Raw genomic sequence first — 17,347 nt, 5'->3', positions numbered from 1 at the left:
CATCAATGGCTGAGAAACTCGTCATCATCGGAAATGGCATGGCTCCGGGCCGCATGATGGAGGAATTGTTCGAAAAGGCGCCGGGCCTTTACGACGTGACCATCTTCAACGCTGAGCCGCGCGTCAACTACGACCGCATCATGCTCTCGCCGGTGCTATCAGGCGAAAAGTCCTATGAAGACATCGTCATCCACAATGACCACTGGTACACCGCCCATGGCGTGACCCTGCACAAGGGCGCCAAAGTCACCGAGATCGATCGCCAGGCCAAGACGGTGACATCGGCCAACGGCATCACAGTCCCTTACGACAAGCTGGTCATCGCAACCGGCTCGCTGCCCTTCATCATCCCGGTTCCCGGCCACCAGCTGCCGGGTGTACTGCCCTACCGAGATCTCGACGACGTCGACAACATGCTGAAGATCGCCGAAGGCAAGGGTCGCGCCATCGTCATCGGCGCCGGCCTGCTGGGTCTTGAAGCGGCTTACGGCCTGAAGCGCCAGGGAATGGATGTCACCGTCATCCACCTGATGCCAACCATCATGGAGCGCCAGCTCGATCCGGCCGCCGCCTACCTCTTGGAAAAGGCGCTCACCGAACGCGGCATCGACATCATCACAAAGGCCAACACCAAGCAGATCCTCGGAACCGACAAGGTCGAAGGCATCGAACTGGAAGACGGCCGTGTGATCAAGGGCGACATGGTCATCATGGCCGTCGGCATCCGCCCGGCCTCCCAGCTCGCCAAGGATGCAGGCATAGCGGTCAACCGCGGCATTGTCGTCGACGACGGCATGATGACCTCGGACCCCAATATCTTTGCACTCGGCGAATGCGCCGAACATCGCGGCACCTGCTACGGCCTCGTCGCGCCCCTTTATGAAGCAGCCCGCGTTCTTGCCGATTGCCTGACCGGTGGCACCGGCGAGTATCACGGCTCCGTCGTCAACACGAAGCTCAAGGTGACCGGCATCAACCTGTTCTCGGCCGGCGACTTTGCAGAAGCGCCTGACCGCGAGGAAATCGTTCTGCGCGATGCTTCCGCCGGCATCTACAAGCGCCTCGTGCTGAAGGACAACAAGATCCTCGGCGCCGTGCTCTACGGCGAAACCGCTGACGGTTCCTGGTTCTTCGATCTGATGAAGCGCGGAACCGACATCTCTCAAATGCGCGAAACCCTGATATTCGGCCAGTCATACCAGGGGGGCACCCCGCTGGACCCTATGGCGGCCGTTGCAGCCTTGCCGGATGATGCAGAAATCTGCGGCTGCAACGGCGTCTGCAAGGGCAAGATCACGACCACGATCTCGTCCAAGGGCCTGACCTCGCTTGATGACGTGCGCGCCCATACCAAAGCATCCGCTTCTTGCGGCTCCTGCACGGGCCTTGTCGAGCAGTTGATGGCCCTGACTTTGGGCGACGCCTACAACCCCGCCGCCGTAACACCAATGTGCACCTGCACCGAACTCGGTCATGATGATGTCCGCCGTCTGATCAAGGCCAAGGGGCTGAAGACCATTCCAGCCGTGATGCAGGAACTGGAGTGGAAGACATCCTGCGGCTGCGCCAAATGCCGTCCGGCACTCAACTACTACCTGGTTTGTGACTGGCCGGATGAATATGCCGATGACTACCAGTCGCGTTACATCAACGAACGCGTGCACGCCAACATCCAGAAAGACGGCACCTATTCGGTCGTGCCGCGCATGTGGGGCGGCGTCACGAATGCCGCCGAACTGCGCGCGATCGCCGATGTCGTCGACAAGTTTGATATCCCACTGGTGAAGGTGACCGGCGGTCAGCGCATCGATTTGCTCGGTATCGAGAAGGAAGACCTGCCCGCCGTCTGGTCCGATCTCGGCAAGGCCGGTTTCGTCTCCGGCCAGGCCTATGCCAAGGGCCTTCGCACCGTAAAGACCTGCGTCGGTTCCGACTGGTGCCGCTTCGGAACGCAGGATTCAACCGGGCTTGGCATCCGCATTGAGAAATTCATGTGGGGCTCATGGACACCGGCGAAGCTGAAGCTCGCCGTTTCTGGGTGTCCGCGCAACTGCGCCGAAGCCACCTGCAAGGATATCGGCGTCATCTGCGTCGACAGTGGTTTCGAGATCCACTTCGCCGGTGCTGCCGGCCTCGACATCAAGGGCACCGAAGTGCTCGGCCTGGTGAAGAGCGAGGACGAAGCCCTCGAACATATCGTGGCGCTCACCCAGATGTACCGCGAGCAGGCCCGTTATCTCGAGCGCATCTACAAATGGGCCAAGCGCGTCGGACTGGATGAGATCCGCCGCCAGATCATGACCGACGCGGAAAAGCGCAAGGGCTATTACGAGCGCTTCGTCTTCAGCCAGTCGTTTGCCCAGGTGGACCCCTGGTCGGAACGCGTCTCCGGCAAGGACAAGCATGAGTTCAAGCCCATGGCAACCGTCGGGTTCTCGGCGGCGGCGGAATAGAAGACCCTCTCTGGCCTGCCGGCCATCTCCCCCACAAGGGGGGAGAGGACCAAGCTGAAACCGCTCGGTTCTCTCACCAAGGGTTCGGCTGGGTTAAGCCCTCCCCCTTGTGGGGAGGGTGGGGAGGGGTCTTAGGCAACAACAAGGAACACACCCATGAACTGGATCGCCATCGGCCATATCGACGACATTCCCCTGCGTGGTGCCCGCTGCGTGAAAACGCCCGAGGGCAAGATCGCCGTTTTCCGCACCAACGAAAACGAGGTTTTCGCCATCGAGGACCACTGCCCCCACAAGGGCGGCCCGCTCTCCCAGGGCATCGTGCACGGCAAGGCCGTCACCTGCCCCCTGCACAACTTCGTCATCTCGCTCGAAAGCGGCAAGGCGCTCGGGGCCGATGAAGGTGAGGTCAGGACCATTCCGCTGCGCAACATCGACGGTCAACTCTCCATCGCGCTCGACGCGATGCTGGTAGCGGCGGAGTGAATGCGATGGTGAGCTTGGCGAAGGCGTCCATGTCGACTGAAACCAAGACCACCTGTCCCTATTGCGGCGTCGGCTGCGGCGTGATTGCCAGTGTCGATGACGCCGGCAAGGTGAGCGTCAACGGCGATCCGGACCATCCGGCCAATTTCGGCCGCCTCTGCTCCAAGGGCTCGGCGCTCGCCGAAACGCTCGATCTCGACGGTCGGGCACTCTACCCTGAGATCGATGGTGAACGGGCTGCCTGGGACGAAGCGCTAGACCGCGTCGCGACGACCTTTAGCCAAACAATCGCCGAGCATGGGCCCGACTCCGTTGCCTTCTACGTATCCGGCCAGTTGCTGACCGAAGACTACTACGTCGCCAACAAACTGATGAAAGGCTTCATCGGCTCCGCCAATATCGACACCAATTCACGCCTTTGCATGGCATCCTCCGTTGCCGGGCACCGGCGCGCCTTCGGGTCCGATACAGTCCCCGGCGCTTATGAGGATCTGGAGCTTGCCGATCTCGTCGTGCTGGTTGGCTCCAATATGGCCTGGTGCCATCCCGTTCTCTACCAGCGCCTCGCGGCTGCCAAGGCCGCACGGCCGACGATGAAGGTTGTCGTCATCGATCCGCGGCGCACCGCCACTTCCGATCTCGCCGATCTGCACCTCTCCGTCCGCCCGGATGGAGACGTTGCCCTGTTCAACGGTCTGCTCGCCCATCTGGTCGAGACCGGCCGGACCGACGAAGCTTTCGTTGGCGCCCACACGACTGGTCTAGCCGAAGCGCTGATGGCGGTTTCTCGCCAGTCCATGTCGGACCTTTCCGAGGCAACGGGCGTATCCGGCATGCTGCTTCGCCAGTTCTTCTGGCTCTTCGGGCAGACGGAGAAGGTCGTCACCTGCTACAGCCAAGGCGTCAACCAGTCGGCCTCAGGCACCGACAAGGTGAACGCCATACTCAACTGCCATCTGGCCACGGGCCGGATCGGCCAGCCCGGCATGGGACCATTTTCGCTCACCGGTCAGCCCAATGCTATGGGCGGACGCGAAGTCGGTGGTCTCGCCAACATGCTCGCCGGCCATATGGCGATCGAGAACCCGGTTGATCGCGAAAGGGTCCAGCGCTTCTGGAATGCGCCAGTCATCGCGGCCAAAGCCGGCCTCAAGGCCGTCGACATGTTCGAGGCCGTGGCCGACGGCCGGATCAAGGCGATCTGGATCATGTCCACCAACCCCGTGGTCTCTATGCCGAACGCAGACGCCATCAGGAAAGCACTGGAAGTCTGCCCCTTCATTGTGGTCTCCGACATCCAGAAGAATACGGACACGGCGCGGCTCGCCCATGTGCTCCTGCCAGCAACGGGATGGGGTGAAAAATCCGGCACCGTCACCAATTCCGAACGCCGGATCTCGCGCCAGCGACCCTTCTTGTCCGTACCGGCCGAAGCCCGTCCGGATTGGTGGCAGCTTGCTGAAGTCGGAAAGCGCATGGGGTTTGCCAAGGCTTTCGATTATGCCTCGCCAGCTGAAATCTTTGCCGAACATGCAACCCTGTCCGCCTTTGAAAACGATGGCACGCGCGACTTCGACATCGGCGCGCATGCCACGATCGACGATGAAGCCTACGACAAGCTGTCGCCGTTCCAATGGCCCCAAGCGGAGGGCACCGCACCACGCGAGCGCTTCTTTGCCGACGGCCGCTTCTATCACCCTGACGGCAAGGCGCGTTTCATAGCCGTCGCCGCGGCTGCCATGCCGAAGCTGGACGAGCGTTATCCCTTCACGCTCAACACCGGCCGGGTGCGCGACCACTGGCACACGATGACCCGGACCGGAAAGAGCGCCCGTTTGTCCGCCCACATCGCCGAACCTTTTTGCGAGATCCACCCACTCGATGCCGCGGAAATCGGGCTGTCGGATGCGGATCTCGTCGAGGTGGAAGGCCGCGACGGCGCAACTGTCATCGTCCGGGCCCTGCTGACGGAGAGGCAGGCGCGCGGCGCGGTCTTCGTTCCCATGCACTGGACCGGTGAAACGGCACCGTCCGCCCGTGTCTGCACGCTGGTGCCGTCCAAGGTCGATCCCGTCTCGGGGCAACCCGCCCTGAAGCGGACGGAGGTCTCCGTCAAGCGCAACGAGGCCTCCAACCACGGCTTCCTCGTTTCCACCATAAAGCCAGCAGACCTGCCTTTCGCCTACTGGGCGATTGCGCGGACGAATGGCGGCCATCGGGTGGAATTTGCCGGCAATACGACGGCAGACGGCTGGGAGAGCTGGCTTCGTGATAGCCTGAACCTCGGCGAGAGCCTGCAACTCTTAGGCTATATCGACAGTCAGACAGGCGACCACCGGATCCTCGCATTCGAAGGCGACCAGCTGATCGCAGCACTTTTTGTGTCGCGCGGACCAGTGTCCGTGTCGCGGCAGTGGGCAGCGGACCAGCTGACCGAGCGCCATTCCGACCCGCGAGCGCGATCCATGCTGGTGGCAGGGCGGCCGGCACCCGGACGGCCGGATAAGGGCGCGATCGTCTGCTCGTGTTTCTCGGTCGGCGTCAACGAGATTTCGGCTGCCGCCCGTAGCGGCTGCTGCTCGGTCGAAGCCATCGGCAAGGCTTTGAATGCAGGCACCAATTGCGGCTCCTGCCGCCCGGAAATCAGGAGGATTGTCGATGCCACGCACGTTCTCGCCGCCGAATAAGACACCGGAGCGCATCGCGCCACTCGCCAAGCTGCCCGTTTTCTGGAACCTCACCGGCAAACGGGCCGTCATCGCCGGTGGTTCGGAGGCGGCCGCCTGGAAGACGGAGCTTCTTCTTGCCTGTGGCGCAACCGTCGATGTCTATTGCGGCTGCGAGCATCTCGGCGAGACAATGCAGGCCATGATTGCCGCGGGCTCGGTGAACCATCATGCGCATCCCTGGCATTGCGGCATATTTCAAGGCGCGGCGCTTGCCCTCGCCGACTGCGAAACCGATGAAGAGGCGAAGGCTTTCTTCTGTGCGGCCCGCGCAGCCGGCGTGCCGGTCAATGTGATCGACAAGCCGGCCTATTGCCAGTTCCAGTTCGGCTCGATCGTCAACCGGTCGCCGGTGATCGTCTCGATCTCAACGGATGGCGCCGCCCCCATTCTTGCCCAGGCCATCCGGCAGCGGATCGAAACGCTTCTGCCGCCTGCCTTGAAGGATTGGGCTCGCCTGGCGCAGACCATGCGCGATGCGGTGAACCTCAGATTGGCACCCGGTGCGCGACGTCGACTTTTCTGGGAGAGGTTCGTTGATCGCGGGCTCGGTTCGAACCATGCACCGGACGACGAAACAGCCGCAATCCTTCTGACCGAGGCAGATCGTATTGCGAAGGCACCAAGCGCTGGCTGCGTGACGCTGGTCGGCGCCGGGCCCGGCGACGCGGAGCTTCTGACGCTGAAAGCCATGCGCGCACTTCAGGCCGCCGACGTCATTCTCTTCGACGATCTGGTCTCGCCAGAGGTTCTGGAGCTGGCGCGGCGCGAAGCCAAGCGCATGTTGGTCGGCAAACGCGGCGGCCGCGAAAGCTGCCGGCAGGAAGACATCAACGACATGATGGTGATGTTTGCCAAGGCGGGCAAACGGGTTGTCCGGCTGAAATCCGGCGATCCCATGATCTTCGGCCGTGCCGGCGAAGAAATCGCACGGTTGCGCCAGGAAGGCATCGCGGTCGAGGTGGTCCCCGGCATCACGGCCGCCTCTGCCATGGCGGCATCGCTCGGCGTGTCGCTGACCCATCGCGACCACGCCCAGCAAGTCCGCTTCGTCACCGGTCATTCCCGCCACGGCGAACTGCCGCAATCGCTGGACTGGCCTTCGCTTGCCGACCCACGCCAATCCACGATCTTCTACATGGGTGGCCGGACAGCCGGGTCGATCGAGGAAAAGCTGCGCGTGGCTGGCATGCCGGCCACGACCCCTGTCGTCATCGCCTCGGCGATCAGCCGCTCGAACCAGCGTTCCTGGCGGGGAAGGCTCGCACATCTCCCGAGGGCGATGCAGGATATGGGACTGGACGAGCCCGTCCTGATCGGTATCGGCAATGCATTTGAGGCAGAGATGACGGTTGATCGTTCACGCTGGCAGCCGGAAACTGTGGCCGCAGCGATATGAGCGGCTGGGAACGCATCAGCCGGTCCTGCCCTCCTCCTGTCGCCGGCGATACGCCTCGACGCTGAGTGTCTTGTGCTCGAACTGCTCCTGGGTCCTTGTGTAGAGATATCCACCCAGGCGCCCGACCGCATCCATCAGGGCTTGATCGACATGAAGGTTTGAGGGATCGACGGCGTCGCTGCGCACGAAGAGGCCGAGAACCTCGCCAATGATGATCTCGCGCGCAGGTCCCACCTGCAATGTCGTATGCCGGCGGCATTCGAGGGCCGCAGGTGCCGCCAGGATACGCGGACTACGCACCATCTGCCCCGAAACCGTCGCGAGGCCGGCCTCCTGCAATTCATCGACATCAGGTCCGAACTTGATCGCGCAGATCTCCATCTGCTCGACGAGGTCGCTGTCAACGATATGTACGGTAAACTCGCCGGTTTCCCGAATATTGCGGGCCGTGTCCTTGTAGCTGAGGTCAGCATGGTTCTCGACGCCGATCGCCACAAGTGCCGGATCATGGGTCAGAACATTGAAGAAGCTGAAGGGACCGGCATTCGCCTGACCCGCACGGCTCAGGGTTGTCACCAGCGCGATCGGACGGGGGATGACCGTGCCGATCAGAAGCTTGTAGCGCTCCCGTTCGGTCAACTGGGTGAAATCAAAATGCGTATGCGCGGTGTCGTCTTTCATACGAGTTCCTCTGTCATCCTCATGCCTCAGCCGCCGGTGCCGAACTCCGACAGTGCCCGCTTCATCTCGGAAATGAAGGCATGCAGGAGTCTCGAGCGCGGCACGCCCTTGCGGGTGATTAGAACGGCTGGAACTTCAATGGGTGGCAGGAAGGATCGCTCCACGATATCGGGTGTCTTGTGGAAGGCCGCGGTATATGGGTCGATGACTGCAGACCCGATACCGGCGGTCGCCAGCACGGCGGCGGTGGCGCAATAGCGAACCTCGACGCGTGGGTGATAGGGCGCCCCGTCACGCTCGAAGGCTGCCCGGACCATATGCCCGAGGCGGGAATCGATCTCCAGTCCGATGAAATCGCCACGCGACAGAAACTCGGCGCTGACCGTGCTATCGTCCACCCTGGCAGCCTTGGGCACGACCGCGACCATGTGCGTCCGTGCCAGAACCTCGACATTGACGGCCGGATGGCGCTCGATCGCAAGCGCAAGGCCGAGATCCGCACTGCCGCTCTGAACCGCTTCGATGACATGCTCCAACCGTCGAACGTCATAGGCGACCGAAACACCTGTGCGCTCCTTGAGAAACCGCCGCATCGCCAGCGGCGCCACCGTGTGACCAAGTGGCGGCGTCGAGATGATCCGCAAGCGTCCAGACAGCCCCTGCCGCATGTCACGGGCGCGATCCGCAAAGCCGCGCAAGAGACCGAAAACCGGCTTTATGTCTTCATGCAGGGCGACCGCCTCCTCCGTTGGCTGGAGGCGTCGATGCAGGCGCTCAAACAGGGTGACCCCGGTCTGCACCTCAAGCTGCCGGATGCCGTTCGAGACGGCCGGCTGCGAGATTCCGAGCTGCTCCGCCGCTTCCACCGTGGTGCCGCACCGCATGATGGCGTCGAAAATTTCGAGAAGACGAAGCGATATATCAGACTTGGCAGGGAGTTCGCTCATGCAAGACCCGTGACAAGGTTTCCGAAGGCCATGGCGACCGCCGCCTGCGTCGGATCGATGACTGCAACGCCTGTCTCTTGTTCAAGACGCTTTCTGTGGCCGGACATCCCCGCACATCCGAGCACGATCGCCCCGGCGCCCATGGCCTTGAGCCTGTTCGCCGCCTGGAGCAAAAGACCATAACTTTCTTCACCATGCCCGCTATCGGCGACCGAAATCGAACCCGCAAGCGCCACTTCGCCGGCCAGACGGTGATCGACGCCCAGGCGCCGAAGATTGCGCAGATGGCGCGGAATCGACGCTTCCGCAACCGCGATGACACCGAACATGTCGGCAAGAGCAAGGGCCGAAAGCACACCCGCATCCTGAATGCCGTAGACAGGGCGCGACGTGATCGACCGGGCAAGGTCCAGTCCGGGCTGCGAATAGCATGCGAGCACGAAGGCGCTGGCATCCGGCCGCTCCTCGATCACGGCCGCCGTATTGAGGGCGGCTTCGTCCACATGGCGTTGCGTGACCACACCCGGCGGGCCATGCGCAATGGTGATGCATTCGATCGCAGGCGCGCCCGGAAAACCAAAGCCGGAAAGTGCCTCTCTGAGGCCTTCGGTAACAACCTCGGAGCTGTTGGGATTGATGACCAGAATCGGCCCGAAAACAAAATCGGTCATGGGGCCACCTCATGGCCATAGGCCGCAGCAACAACGAATTCGACGGCCCGGTAGCCCGGCATCGTTCCCGTATCGGTCGGCTTGCGCGCCACGAACTGCCCCTGCCCGCGCGCGGCCTTCAGCGCGCCTTTCTCGACCACGATCCGCCCCCGATTCATGACCAATTCCGGCCAGCCGGTAAACTCCATGCCCTCGAACGGTGTGTAGTCCATATTGTCGTGCTGATCCGCGAGCGTCACCTTGCGACGCTCCTCCGGATTCCAGATGGCAATGTCAGCATCGAAGCCGGGCATCAGGCTGCCTTTGCGATCAAGCCCGAACACCCGCGCGGCATTCGCGCTGGACAGGCGAACGAAATCGCCAAGGGTGATCCGGCCTTTCGCCACGCCCTCCGAAAACAGATAGGGCAATCGCATGGCGATGCCCGGCATGCCGTTTGCGATTTTGGCATATGGCACATCCACCCCGTTGGAAAACTTGCCTGTCGCATCCGCACGATACGGCGCATGGTCCGACGATACGCTTTCAAACGTGCCCGTTCGGATATGCTGCCATAGCGCCTCCTGGGTCTCGCGGTCGCGCAAGGGCGGCGAGCAGACATATTTCGCGCCCTCCATACCGGATCGGTCGAGGTCGGCACGGGTCAGCGCCAGATATTGCGGGCAGGTCTCGGCGAAGAGCCGCGTTCCAGCCAGCTTCTCGCGCCGCACGATCTCCGCCCCGCCACGTGTCGACACATGGACAATGAACAGAGGCGTGTCGACCAGCTTGGCGAGCGAGATGGCCCGGTTGATCGCTTCTTCCTCGGCCAGTTCCGGACGGCTGAGTGCATGATATCTCGGTTCGGTCAGCCCGGCGGCCGCAAAGCGCCGGTTCATCCACTTCACCATCTCGTTGTTCTCGGCATGGACCATGGTCAGCGCGCCATAGGTCTTGGCAAGGGCCAGAATGTCGAGCATGCCGCCATCCCCGATATTCATCAGGTCATAGGTCATGAACACCTTGAACGAGGTGATGCCGCGCTCGAAAACCCCGGGAAGTTCGGCAAGGACCGAAGGCGACGGGTCCGAGATGATCAGGTGATAGGAATAGTCGATGACAGCGTTGGGTATGGCGCGGCTGTCATAGGTGGCGATGACCTCTGATATCGCCTGACCGCGGTGCTGGGCGGCAAATGGAATGAAGCAGGAATTGCCGCCAAAGGCTGCGGACACCGAACCGGAATAATAGTCGTCGGAAGTCATCACGCCGGAAGAGCTTTCTTGCGCGATGTGGCAATGCCCTTCGATACCGCCAGGCAGGACGAGTTTGCCGCCGGCATCGATCCGGTGCTCCCCGCCGACGATCCGGTCGCAGATCGCAGCGATGGTGCCACCGCAAATGCCGATATCCGCCTTGAACGTCTCCCCGGCCGTAACCAGGGTGCCGCCGTGAATGACCGTATCGAAGTCTGCCATACGTCCTGCTCCTCAGACTTCGATGATGACGCCGGTCTGCGACGTGATGCGACCATAATGCTCGACGCGCCGGTGGCGTTCGAAATCGAAGATCGTCGTCTTGCCAAAGGCACATTTCGCGAAGTCGCAATCGGCCAGGATCAGTTCATCTTCTTCAGTCTCGGCGCGGGCAAGCACGAAACCGTCCGGATCGACAATGATGGAGCCACCAATCAGCGGATGGCCATCCTCGACACCGGCCTTGGCGACGCCAACGACGAAGGAGGCGTTCTGATAAGCGCCCGATTGCAACGACAGGTCGGAGTGGAACAGGCGCTTTTCCTGCCCCTCGGCGCTCATCTGGCTGTTCACCGCAGGCGTGTTGTAGCCGATCGTGATCAGCTCGACGCCCTGCAGACCCATGCAGCGATAGGTCTCTGGCCAGCGGCGGTCGTTGCAGATTGCCATGCCCATGATGACGCCTTCATTGCGCCAGACATTGAAACCCAGATCGCCGGGCAAGAAATAGCGCTTCTCCATGTGCTGAAAAGCGCGCTCGGTGTCATACTCGACATGCCCCGGCAGATGCACCTTGCGATACTTGCCAATGATCTCGCCTTTGCGGTTGGTCATGATCGAGGTGTTAAAATGCTGCCCCTCCGGCGTGAGTTCGGCATAGCCGAAGCTGATCGCCACGCCGAGTTCGCGGGCCCGCTCAAAGAGCGGCAAGGTGGCGCGACTGGGCATTTCCGTTTCGAACCAGGTGTCGACCTCGTTCCAATCCGGCATGTACCAGCGCGGAAAGAATGTTGTCAGCGCCAGTTCGGGATAAACGACCAGTGTTGCGCCACGGGACGCGGCCTCATTGAGGAGCGCCAGCATACGGGCCACCACCACATCGCGGCTATCCGCCTTCTGGATGGCTCCGAGCTGCGCGCCGGCGATAATCATTCGCGTCATAGTCATTAACCTTCTCAAGTCTCGTTGGTCACGCTGCAAGGCTTTTCTGGAAACGACTGACAAGCCGCACCACAGGCCAGAGCAGGATGAGATAGATCAGCGCCGCAAGGACGAGCGGCGATGCATTATAGGTAATCGAACGCGCCATATTCGCGCTGTAGAGGAGCTCCGATAGCGAGACGACCGAGGCAAGCGAGGTGAGTTTCACCACCTCGATCGTGTTGGACAAAAGGTCCGGAAGCACATTGCGGATCGCTTGGGGCAGGACGACAGAGGTCAGTGTCTGGCTCTTGCTGAGACCGGTAGACCGTGCGGCCTCCCATTGCCCCTTGCCGACCGACAGGATGCCGGCCCGGTAGACCTCGGCATAGTAGGCCGAGTTGTTCATCAGGAAGGCCAGCACCACAGCAGCAAAGGGCGAGATCTCGACGCCCGCAAAGGGCAGGCCCGAATAGATGAAAATCAAAAGCACAAGCGGCGGCAGCGCCCGGAAGATATCCGTGAGCAGGAGTGAAGGCAGCCTGATCCAGGCGCGCTGGCTGAGATTGGCAAGCGCGACGAAAAGGCCACCGGCGAGACCGAGCAGGATGACAGCCACACACAGTTTCGCGGTCATCCACAGGCCGTTCAGCATCAACGGCAATGTTTTCAGCATGATCGGGATATTGAAGAACTGGTCGATGAGGCTCTGCATGGTCAGGTCCTCCTTCGCCGTTCGTGGCGCCGCTCGAACCATCGCGCGGCCCAGACCAGCGGCAGGAAAATGATCAGATAGGCGATGGCTGCGAGCGAAAGCGGCGTTGCACTGCCGGAAAAGCTCTGCGCCGTAGTCGCTGCCGACAGCACTTCCGAAACGCCGATAACGGAGCCGAGCGCAGTCATCTTGGTGATCGCCAGCACGCGGTTGACCAAAGGCGGCAAGGCAAGGCGGACGGCCTGCGGCAAGGCAATGTGAAGCAGCGTCCCGCCAAACCCAAGGCCGGTCGAGAGACCCGCTTCCCACTGGCCCTTCTCGACCGAGAGAAAACCGGCCCAGAAGATCTCCTCCGCGAATGCAGCGAGGGTCAGGGACAGGACGATGAACAGGACCATCGGCCCCGATAGCCGGATGCCGGCTCCGGGGAGACCGAAATACAGAATCAGGATCAGGACCAGAGGCGGCAAGGCGCGAAAGATATCCGCAAAGGCGATGATGAAGACATTACAGATCCGGATGCGGCAGGTTCTGAGGCAGGCAAGCGCAAGCCCCATAGCCACACCGGCTACGACCACCATCAGACCGATCCAGAGAGCAACCCAGACGCCAGCCACGATATCCGGGAGATAGCGCACCATCACGTCGTGATTGAAGAAGGTTTCAAGGAAGCGCTGCATGGTGCGGCTATCCCCTGACGCGTGACAGGAAGCTGCGGGCGCGATCCGTCTTCGGGTTGGAAAAAATCTCCTCAGGCGGCCCCTCTTCCACGATCACGCCGCCATCCATGAACACAATGCGGTCTGCCGCCTCGCGGGCAAAACCCATTTCATGACTGACGACAAGCATCGTCATGCCCTTGCCCTTGAGGTCCTTCATAACCGCGAGCACGGAGCCCACCAGTTCCGGATCAAGCGCGGATGTTGGTTCGTCAAACAGCATGACCAGCGGATCAAGTGCGAGCGCCCGCGCGATGGCGACACGCTGCTGCTGGCCGCCCGAAAGCTCGGAGGGCATGGCTTCGGCCTTGTGCGCAAGGCCCACACCTTCAAGCATCTCCATCGCCCGCGCAGTTGCGTCTGCGGTGGAGCGCTTCAGGGCCTTGCACTGCGCCAGGGTGACATTCTTCAGAACGCTCATGTGCGGATAGAGATGGAACCCCTGGAAAACCATGCCAACCTTCAGACGCATCTGCGCAAGGTCACGGCTGGTGCCGCTCATGATGTTGCGGCCATCAAGGACGATATCCCCACCGGACGGCTCCTCCAGCCTGTTGCAGCACCTGAGCAACGTGCTTTTACCAGACCCGGATGGGCCGATGACGAAGACGAGTTCTCCCTTGGCAACCTTCAGGTTGATGTCACGGAGGATATGATTGTCGCCGAACCGCTTCTGCAGCGAAACGATTTCCAGCATAGGACGGTTGGTCATTCAGGGTCTCCCGCGAGAGCATGGGGTGGCGGGAAAGACCCCACCACCCCAAAGGCAAACGTCACTTCAGGTCGCAGGACGCCTGATGCTCGTCTTCGCTATAACCCTCGAAACCCGGGACGCCGTAACCCTTGGTGGGTGTGACGATGGTTGTGCCGGCTACCGGCGTCGTGCCGAACCATTTCTCCGACAGCTTGGCCATGGAGCCGTCGATCTTCAGGCATTCGATTGCCTTGTCGACAAGGTTGCGCCCTTCCACGTCATCCTTGCGGAAGGCCAGACCCCAGACGAGACCGGTCGGATATTCATAAGACAGCTTGACTTGTGGGTTCTGCTTGGCAGCCCAGGCAGCAACCGTGGCACCGGCCAGGTTCGCATCGGCACGACCGGCAATAACGGCGGCAACCGCATCGGTATTGGTGCCATAACTTTCAATCTTCCAGCCGTATTCCGCCTCGCGCTCGCGCAGGAAGCTGTCATAGGCAGAGCCCTTGTTGACCGAGATCGTCTTACCCTTGAGGTCTTCGAGAGATTTGTAGTCGGCAGCATCCGCCGGCACGACAAAGGCAAAATTGGTGTCCATGAAGCCTTCGGTGAATAGCAGGTTCGCCGAGCGTTCCTTGTTCACCGTGACCGGTGCGGCGAGAAAATCATAGGTCTTGGCCTGGAGCGCCGGGATAAGCCCGGAAAACTGGGCCGAGGTCAGGTCGACCGTCTTGCCGAGGCGTTCGCCGATCAGATTGACGAGGTCGACGTTGAAGCCTTCGACCTTTCCGTCAAGGGTCGGCATGGCATGAGGGGCAAATGTACCGTCGAGCGCTGTCTTGATCACACCATCGGCATGAGCAACCGAAAAGGCAGCGAGCATCGTCAGTCCGGCAAGGCCGGATCTCATAAAGGTCATCGTCTGTTCTCCTGCTGGAAGTGCCATTTTGGCTTGTTGTTCCGAGGATGATTTCACAGGCTTCGCTGCGCTGCAATATAATTGGCTATTATAATTGGAATTGAATTATTCGTTTTCGATATACGAAACTCCGCGCCATGCGACACCGCACGCCACAAAAAATCCTTTTAAATCAGAAAATTGATCCACAGATTGCTGGCACCTCGCGCAATTCGGGATAGCTGCGCAATAGTATTGAACCACAGCAGGTGGCTTGCATGCGATCTTGCGCGATGCAAAACCACAGAAGCAATGAGCGAAACACCGAGGCCGGAAGGACTAGCACGAGAGATGGATAGGATCGTATATCTGAATGGAGAATGGCTGGGCGAAACCGAGGCCAAGGTCTCCGTCTTCGACCGCGGTTTCCTTTTCGCCGATGCCATTTACGAAGTGACTGCCGTCATCGACGGAAAGCTCATTGACTATCCGGGCCACGCGGCACGCCTGAAACGCTCGCTCGATGCCATGGATATTCCCATGCCGGTAGATGAGACCGAATTGCTGGCGCTCCATAAAGACCTCGCGAAACGAAATAGCCTCACGGAAGGCCTGATTTACCTGCAGATTTCACGCGGCAGCCAGGATCGCGATTTCGTGTATCCGAAGGATATGCGGCCGACCTTCACCATGTTTACCCAAGCGAAATCCGTGCTTGGCAATGCCAAGTGGAAGACCGGCCTCTCGCTGCAGACCGTGCCGGAAGGCCGTTGGTCACAGCGACAGATCAAGACGGTGCAGCTCCTCTATTCGTCACTGAAAAAGACCGAGGCACAGCGCGAAGGTTTCGACGACGTACTCTTCGTCGAGGATGGCTCTGTGACGGAAGCAAGCTCTGCAAACTTCCACATTGTCACCAAGGACGGCACGGTCGTCACCCGTGACCTTTCGAATGCCCTCCTTCACGGCATCACCCGCGGTTCGATCCTCGATCTTGCAAAAACAGCAGGGCTGAAGGCCGAGGAACGCAGCTTTTCCGTGGACGAAGCCATGGCGGCATCAGAGGCCTTCATCACCTCGGCCACAAGCTTCGTGACACCCGTCGTGTCGATTGACCGGACGCCGATCGGCAACGGTGCAGTCGGACCGATCACGCGGCAACTGCTCGACCTCTACATCAACGACCGACTGGCCCACGGCATGCCGATCGCGTCAGCCTGACCCGACGGCGACCTCGGCGCTTATTCCGAAAGGTGATCCAGAAACGTCGTGCCCCGATAAGCGTCGCGCAGCAGGGCTGCATCGACGAGACGGGGCATCAGACGTTCCAATGCCAGGTGCATGGACCCAACGGAGCCGCCAGGCAAGGCGATAAAGCCATCAATCGCGCCGCTTTCGCTCCAGTCACGGATGGCTTCGAAGGCGTCATCAACCGTCCCGATTATCTGCCAATGGCCTGACCCGATCACCTCGGGCCGCGCCAGAAGTTCGGAAACGGTCGGCGCCTCGCGTTCGATCAGTCGGAAAAGCAGCTCCGCATGAGTTCGGCTTCTTGGGCTGGCGGGCGGTTCGGGAAGATCGCCTGAGGTAACACGCCGATCACCCGGCCAGGTGGACAGATCAAGGCCAAGCATCCGGCTGACGGCGGCAAGCTGCCGTCCCCGGTCTGCACGCGCGTGCGTTTCGGCGAAGAGATCTTCTGCCTCCTTTCGCGTCTCGGCGAGATAGAGGCTGAGGCCTGGCATCAAACGGACCGCGCCGGATGACCGACCGTGCGCTTCGGCGCGACGGCGCAGATCGTGGCGCAATTCGATCGCGGCCGCCTTGTCCGGTGTCGAGGCAAAGACGGCATCGGCGACGGAAGCTGCGAAGTCACGTCCTGTTGGAGATGCGCCCGCCTGCACAAGGGGAATGCGCCCCTTGCCGAAAGCCGGAATGTTTAAAGGCCCGCTGACTGTCACATGTGTGCCCTGATACCCAATCGGACCCACCATGGTCGGATCGGCGAAGGTTCCCGTCGCCCGATCCATCCTCAGCGCTTCATGCGGATAGCTGTCCCACAGGGCCTTCACCACAGCTGTCACTTCTGCTGCATGCTCATAGCGCTCTTCGGCCGAAGGCATGTCCTTAAGCCCGAAATTCTCCTGCCCTTCAAGCGCCGTCACGATGTTCCAACCGGCCCTGCCCTTGCTCAACCAATTGAGGGTCTGGAGCTGGCGCGCGATGATATAAGGCGGGAGAAAGGAAGCCGATATCGTCGACAAGAGACCGATATGGGTGGTTTCGCGGGCGATAGAGGCAAGTAGCACCGTGGGATCGAGGCTGGTGAAGCCCGGTCCCTTGTCCAGAACCTCCGGCCGCAGGAACAGCGTGTCAGGGCGAAAGACAAAATCGAGACAGGCAGCCTCCGCCCGCCGAGCGATATCAAGGTAAAAATCGCTGAAAAACAGGTCCTCGACACCACTGTCCGGGCGTCGCCAGCCCTCGCCGCTGAGCCAGGTCGGCGCGAGCGACATGCCAATTTTCAGTTTTCGGGAGGCGGTCATCGAGGAATTCCTGCGTTGAAATCTGCTGCATGGG

Annotated in this window: 15 protein-coding genes; 5 read left to right on the top strand and 10 right to left on the bottom strand. The window is 61.2% G+C overall.

Going from position 1 to position 17,347, the window contains the following annotated elements:
• Positions 1-5: 5 nt before the first annotated feature.
• The 4 genes from nirB to cysG all read left to right on the top strand — a co-directional run bounded on the left by nirB (position 6) and on the right by cysG (position 7,064).
• Complete coding sequence (nirB, locus tag IP76_RS03775; RefSeq protein WP_054156861.1) at positions 6-2,453, top strand: nitrite reductase large subunit NirB; 2,448 nt, start codon at positions 6-8, stop codon at positions 2,451-2,453.
• A 156-nt stretch (positions 2,454-2,609) separates the two neighbouring features.
• Complete coding sequence (gene nirD / locus IP76_RS03770) at positions 2,610-2,939, top strand: nitrite reductase small subunit NirD (protein WP_054156860.1); 330 nt, start codon at positions 2,610-2,612, stop codon at positions 2,937-2,939.
• A 29-nt stretch (positions 2,940-2,968) separates the two neighbouring features.
• Positions 2,969-5,626, top strand: coding sequence for a nitrate reductase (locus IP76_RS03765; RefSeq protein ID WP_054157361.1), 2,658 nt, complete (start codon positions 2,969-2,971; stop codon positions 5,624-5,626).
• Positions 5,598-7,064, top strand: a complete 1,467-nt coding sequence (cysG, locus tag IP76_RS03760; RefSeq protein ID WP_054156859.1) for a siroheme synthase CysG — start codon at positions 5,598-5,600, stop codon at positions 7,062-7,064. The genes IP76_RS03765 and cysG overlap by 29 nt, the downstream gene beginning before the upstream one ends.
• Before the next feature lie 15 nt (positions 7,065-7,079).
• On the opposite strand, the gene IP76_RS03755 is transcribed toward cysG, so the two are convergent.
• The 9 genes from IP76_RS03755 to IP76_RS03715 form a co-directional block, all read right to left on the bottom strand.
• Positions 7,080-7,745: a flavin reductase family protein gene (locus IP76_RS03755; protein ID WP_054156858.1), complete on the bottom strand. Its 666-nt coding sequence runs from the start codon at positions 7,743-7,745 to the stop codon at positions 7,080-7,082.
• A 26-nt stretch (positions 7,746-7,771) separates the two neighbouring features.
• A complete protein-coding gene (locus tag IP76_RS03750) occupies positions 7,772-8,692 on the bottom strand; it encodes a LysR family transcriptional regulator (protein ID WP_054156857.1) in 921 nt (306 codons plus the stop codon).
• Positions 8,689-9,363, bottom strand: coding sequence for an aspartate/glutamate racemase family protein (locus IP76_RS03745; protein ID WP_054156856.1), 675 nt, complete (start codon positions 9,361-9,363; stop codon positions 8,689-8,691). The genes IP76_RS03750 and IP76_RS03745 overlap by 4 nt, the downstream gene beginning before the upstream one ends.
• Positions 9,360-10,820, bottom strand: a complete 1,461-nt coding sequence (hydA, locus tag IP76_RS03740) for a dihydropyrimidinase (RefSeq protein WP_054156855.1) — start codon at positions 10,818-10,820, stop codon at positions 9,360-9,362. The genes IP76_RS03745 and hydA overlap by 4 nt, the downstream gene beginning before the upstream one ends.
• A 12-nt stretch (positions 10,821-10,832) precedes the next feature.
• Positions 10,833-11,759, bottom strand: coding sequence for an N-carbamoyl-D-amino-acid hydrolase (locus IP76_RS03735; protein ID WP_054156854.1), 927 nt, complete (start codon positions 11,757-11,759; stop codon positions 10,833-10,835).
• 28 nt (positions 11,760-11,787) lie between these two features.
• Complete coding sequence (locus IP76_RS03730; protein ID WP_054156853.1) at positions 11,788-12,453, bottom strand: amino acid ABC transporter permease; 666 nt, start codon at positions 12,451-12,453, stop codon at positions 11,788-11,790.
• 2 nt (positions 12,454-12,455) lie between these two features.
• Complete coding sequence (locus tag IP76_RS03725) at positions 12,456-13,133, bottom strand: amino acid ABC transporter permease (RefSeq protein ID WP_054156852.1); 678 nt, start codon at positions 13,131-13,133, stop codon at positions 12,456-12,458.
• Between the two features lie 7 nt (positions 13,134-13,140).
• Positions 13,141-13,884, bottom strand: a complete 744-nt coding sequence (locus tag IP76_RS03720) for an amino acid ABC transporter ATP-binding protein (protein WP_306765460.1) — start codon at positions 13,882-13,884, stop codon at positions 13,141-13,143.
• A 61-nt stretch (positions 13,885-13,945) separates the two neighbouring features.
• Complete coding sequence (locus tag IP76_RS03715; protein ID WP_082352394.1) at positions 13,946-14,788, bottom strand: transporter substrate-binding domain-containing protein; 843 nt, start codon at positions 14,786-14,788, stop codon at positions 13,946-13,948.
• 330 nt (positions 14,789-15,118) lie between these two features.
• Here IP76_RS03715 and IP76_RS03710 point away from each other — a divergent pair, with 330 nt between their 5' ends.
• A complete protein-coding gene (locus IP76_RS03710; protein ID WP_054156850.1) occupies positions 15,119-15,988 on the top strand; it encodes a D-amino-acid transaminase in 870 nt (289 codons plus the stop codon).
• Positions 15,989-16,008: 20 nt separating this feature from the next.
• Here the strand turns inward: IP76_RS03710 and IP76_RS03705 are convergent, their stop codons facing one another.
• Positions 16,009-17,313 carry an NtaA/DmoA family FMN-dependent monooxygenase gene (locus IP76_RS03705; RefSeq protein ID WP_054156849.1) on the bottom strand — a complete coding sequence of 435 codons (1,305 nt, stop codon included), beginning with the start codon at positions 17,311-17,313 and terminating at the stop codon, positions 16,009-16,011.
• Between the last annotated feature and the right edge of the window lie 34 nt (positions 17,314-17,347).

This window comes from Rhizobium sp. AAP43, from assembly GCF_001296045.1.
GTDB lineage: Bacteria > Pseudomonadota > Alphaproteobacteria > Rhizobiales > Rhizobiaceae > Allorhizobium.
The sequence above is the reverse complement of the archived record's forward strand: the minus strand, read 5'-3'. Positions and strand labels throughout refer to the sequence as shown.